At 64.8% G+C, this 3,517-nt stretch carries 3 protein-coding genes and 1 pseudogene; 2 read left to right on the forward strand and 2 right to left on the reverse strand.

The annotated features are described in order from the left end of the window. A pseudogene (locus QZY06_RS05290) lies at positions 1 to 568 on the reverse strand (AraC family transcriptional regulator); the annotation flags it as partial. Between the two features lie 176 nt (positions 569 to 744). On the opposite strand from QZY06_RS05290, the gene QZY06_RS05295 reads away from it, so the two are divergent. Then, the gene (locus QZY06_RS05295; RefSeq protein WP_295681185.1) at positions 745 to 1,992 is read left to right on the forward strand and encodes an acyl-CoA dehydrogenase family protein; all 1,248 of its coding nucleotides are present in this window, start codon (positions 745 to 747) and stop codon (positions 1,990 to 1,992) included. Positions 1,993 to 1,996: 4 nt separating this feature from the next. On the opposite strand, the gene QZY06_RS05300 is transcribed toward QZY06_RS05295, so the two are convergent. Beyond that, positions 1,997 to 2,896, reverse strand: a complete 900-nt coding sequence (locus QZY06_RS05300; RefSeq protein WP_295681190.1) for an alpha/beta hydrolase — start codon at positions 2,894 to 2,896, stop codon at positions 1,997 to 1,999. A gap of 197 nt (positions 2,897 to 3,093) precedes the next feature. Here QZY06_RS05300 and QZY06_RS05305 point away from each other — a divergent pair, with 197 nt between their 5' ends. Beyond that, positions 3,094 to 3,495: a nuclear transport factor 2 family protein gene (locus QZY06_RS05305; protein WP_295681193.1), complete on the forward strand. Its 402-nt coding sequence runs from the start codon at positions 3,094 to 3,096 to the stop codon at positions 3,493 to 3,495. The last annotated feature ends 22 nt before the right edge of the window (positions 3,496 to 3,517 follow it).

Here is a 3,517-nt window from a genome sequence, read left to right on the forward strand (position 1 = left end):
CAATCGACAGCAGATTCGCCAGCGTGTCGACCAGTGACAGCTGCGCGGCCGGGGGAATCGCTTCCGAGCAGTCCAGCAGCGAGCGCATGAACGAACCGGCGACGGTGCCCAGCGCGCCGTCGTCATGCAGGCGCACGGCAGTGGCTGCGCGCGGCGCCTTCAGACTCGGCATCAGCAGATGTCGCGGCATGCGGATGCACAGGATTCGCCAGTCCTCGAACACCAGATCGTAGGTTCGCGTGGTATCGACGATGTAGAAATCGCCCGGACGCATCAGCGTCTCGCGGCCGTCCTGCTTGACGATGCAGCTGCCTTCCAGCTGCATGTTGGCGAAGAAGTACTCGCTGGGATTGCGGCGGATTTCGCGCTCACTGCGGAACACCGTCTGGGCTCTGGATCGTACGTCGGACACGGTGACGTCGAGCAGGTCCTTGATCGCCACCGTGCTTTCGAACGAGCCGACTGATTCGGCGACCGGGTTGAGCGCGGTAAAGGCCTCGCACAGTACCTCGCGCCAGTACGGGTACTGCTGCGCCAGCGGCCGGTCCTCGGTGGTCCAGGTTCGCATCGTTGTCCTCCGTCACGGTCCATCGCCCGCCGATCATACGTTCCGATCCTCCGCATGATCTTTGCCAGTTGCGTGCGCGATCCGCCAACTGCGCATTCGTCATCCGCCAAGCCAGCGTCTTCTGCGACGTCCAATCTGCGGACTTGCCCCGCCAACCCGATCGAGGACGCACCACGATGGCCATCGACCTTTCCCTGAGCCCCGAACAGCAGGCCCTGCAAGCCGGCGCGCGCCAGTTCGCCGCTGCCGTGCTGAGCCAAGTCAGAGCGACAATCGCCTTGCATCCGGCGCACGAGGATCGCTTCTTCGCGACGCGGCCGTTCTACGCGCAGATGGCGCAGGCCGGCTTCGTTCACGCCTTGTTTCCGAAGGCCTATGGCGGCAGCGGCATGTCGATCGTCGACTTCGCGATCGCCGCCGAGGAGCTCTGCGTGGCCGACATCAACGTGCCTTCGACCCTGCTGTCGACCGGTCTCGGTATGGAGCCGATCATCGGCTACGGAAGCGAGGAGCAGAAGCGCCGCTGGATCGGCGAAATCCTCGAAGCGCCGGGCGATCGGCTGGCGGCACTGGCCTTCACCGAAGTTACCGGCGGCTCGAACTATGACTGCCCGGACCCGAGTGCCGGCGTGCAGACCTTCGCGCGCCTGGAAGGCGATGAATGGGTCATCAACGGCCAGAAGCACTACACCACCAACGGCTGCGGCTGGGATGGCAAGGGCGCGCATCTGATCTCGGTGGTCTGCCGCACCGATCCGGGCAAGCCACCGGCGGAATCGCTGGCGGTGATCGTGGTGCCGGGCTCGACGCCGGGTGTCGAAGTCGTCGGCTATCTCGATACCGTCGGCCATCGCGCGGTGGTATCGCCGCGCATCCATTTCAACAATGTCCGGGTGCCGGCCGGCAACATCCTCGGCAAGCCGGGCGACGGCATCGCGATCTGCCAGTACGCGTTCTCGTGGACCGCCGCCCTGATCGGCGCCGCCTGCACCGGGGTGATGCGCGCCGCTTTCGACATCGCCTTCGAGTTCGCCAAGCACGACAAGCGCTCCGGCAACGTGCCGGTGATCGAGCATCAGAACGTCGGCTACATGCTGGCCGACATCAAGATGCGCATCGAAGCCGCGCGCTACCTGACCTGGAAAGCCTGCCACCAGCTGGACATCACCGATCGCCGCAGCGACGAACTGGCAGTGATGACCAAGGTGTACAGCTCGGAGCTCTGCGTGCAGGCGGTGTACGACGCGATGCGCCTGGTCGGCGTCGACAGCTATACCGTCTTGTCGCCGCTCTCCGGCCTGATGCAGGACGCGCTGTGCTTCCCGCTCTACGACGGCGGCAACATGGGCGTGCGGCGCCGGCAGCTGCATCGCAAGTTCATGGCGGCGGATTACAACCCGATGGCTTCCGCAGAAGGGCGTTGAACGATCAACCGATGTGCTTGCGCACGAAGGCGCCCATCCTCTCGATCGCCGCGACGGCTTCATCGAGCCGATTGGCGAAGATCTGGAACACGTGGATCTGGCCGGGCTCGATTTCGAGCGTCACATCGACACCGGCCTGCTTCGCGCGTGCAGCAACCCGGCGGCTGTCGTCGAGCAGGGTTTCGCGTTCGCCGACCTGGATCAGCAAGGGCGGCAGGCCGGCCAGATCGCCGTAGAGCGGCGACGCCAGCGGATTGCGCAGGCTGTTGCCGGCGGTGACATAGAGATTGGCGAGCTGGCGGGTGAAGTCCTTGCCGACCATGGGATCGATCGCGGCATTGCTGAGCATGGTTTCGCCGGTGCATTCGAGATCGGCCCAGGGTGACAAGGTCACCGCGCAGGCCGGCATCGGCAGATGGTGCTCGCGGATCGACAGCAGCGTGGCCAGCGCCAGGCCGCCGCCGGCGGAATCGCCCGAGATCACCAGGTTTTTCGGCTGAAAGCCTTGTGCCAGCAGCCAGCGCCAGGCATTGGTGGCGTCGTCCACCGCTGCCGGGAACGGATGCTCCGGCGCCAGGCGGTAGTCGAGCATGTAGACCTGCGCCTGCGCAGCCTGCGACAGGAATTCGCCGAGATCGCGATGCGAACGCGGTGAGCCGAACACGTAGCCACCGCCGTGCAGGTAGAGGATGGCGCGATCGGCAGCCGCGTTCGCCGCACTGACCTTCAGCCCCGGCAGGCCGCCGATATCGATGGCCTCGCAACGCGCGCCGACCGTGCACGGAACCTTGCCGAACACCTCGTCCCAGTCACGGCGCATCTGCGGCAGCGGCGTGTCTGGGGACCAGGCGCCGAAGCAGGCGTGAATATCCGCGATCACCGCGTCCAATTGCTGAGCTGACATGGTTCGTCTCCTCGGATTCGGTCTTTTTGCGAGGCTGCACTTCGGCAGCTGACAGCAAGCTAACTCCGGGACCGAACGCGCCGATACGAGGCCGAGCCCTCATGCACCGAGGGCAATCCCTCGGGGCGGCGGCTACGGCTCATGTCGTAGCATCGGCGCCATAACGAGAAGCACGACAACGACGAGGAGACGAAACGATGAGCCTGGAAACCAACAAGCAGCTGGTGGCTGATTTCTTTGCCCACTTCGGGCGCAAGGATGTTCAGGGCGCGCTGGACATGATGACCGCCGATGCCACCTGGTGGATCGGTGGCAAGCCGGCGCTGTTCCCGCTTTGCGGACTGAAGACCAAGGCCGAGATCGGCGAGCTGCTGAACAGCCTGGTGCCCGGCACCAAGGATGGCCTCAGGATCACCCCGAAAAGCATGGTCGCCGAAGGCAGCAAGGTGGCCTGCGAGGCGGAGTCCTACGGCGTGCTCGGCAACGGCCGGACCTACAACAACGAGTACCACTTCCTGGTCGAAATTCGCGACGGCAAGATCGCGGCGGTCAAGGAGTATCTGGACACCATGCATACCGCTGATGTTCTTAAAGGCTGAGCACATCGTGAATTCAGCCCCG

The sequence above is a fragment of the uncultured Nevskia sp. genome, from assembly GCF_903885465.1.
Classification (GTDB): Bacteria; Pseudomonadota; Gammaproteobacteria; order Nevskiales; family Nevskiaceae; genus Nevskia.